The organism is uncultured Maribacter sp. (assembly GCF_947500405.1).
Taxonomy (GTDB): Bacteria; Bacteroidota; Bacteroidia; order Flavobacteriales; family Flavobacteriaceae; genus Maribacter_B.
Genome location: NZ_CANMRY010000071.1, coordinates 1 through 670, shown reverse-complemented (window position 1 = coordinate 670; position 670 = coordinate 1). Strand labels below are relative to the sequence as shown.

Genomic DNA, 670 nt, shown 5'->3' with positions numbered 1-670 from the left:
ACGTTGCCAACCATTTGAACTCACTCAAACGTATGACTAAACACCAAGACGATTTAGACATAGATAGAAATCTAAAAATACTTTGTGAATCACAAAACACATCGCAATTTGATTTAACCAACTTTATAAACAAAGACGGTAGACAAATGCACTCAAGTAACGAATCAAAAGCTTTTGCACGCTTAATGGAACGAGAAGGACTTATAAGAATGTTCGGTGATTTCTGCGCATTAGAAAGGTTCGGACTTGAAGTTTTTAATAATGGAGGCTGGTTAAAACATCTATCTGACCATAACACGAATGAAAATGAGCTTGAATTAAAACAACAAGAAAAAGAAGACTTAGAATTACAAAATCTTAAATTACAGAATGAAGCTTCCGAATACCAAAAATCTATACGAACTAAGGAAACCCAAATTCGGAATTTAACTAGAGATAATTTAAGGCTTGGAAATTGGGACATTAGATTTAGATGGCTAATTGCAGTTATAACTTTTTTAATAGGTTTTGCTATTAAGTATGTTATTGACAAATAATAAGATATTAAATAAAAGTCATCTGAATAAAAAAACGGTAGGCAACACCGTATATAAAAAATTGCTTATTTTAGGCTAAACAAAAGGTCGTTGCACGTTTGCTACGTCTGATTTTCCTTCGGAAAATCCTCGCA

General features: G+C 32.4%; 1 protein-coding gene. It reads left to right on the top strand.

Annotated elements, in window-relative coordinates:
- On the top strand, positions 1 to 536 hold a 536-nt coding region (locus tag Q0945_RS16040; protein ID WP_299436694.1), incomplete at its 5' end, for a hypothetical protein.
- Positions 537 to 670: the final 134 nt, after the last annotated feature.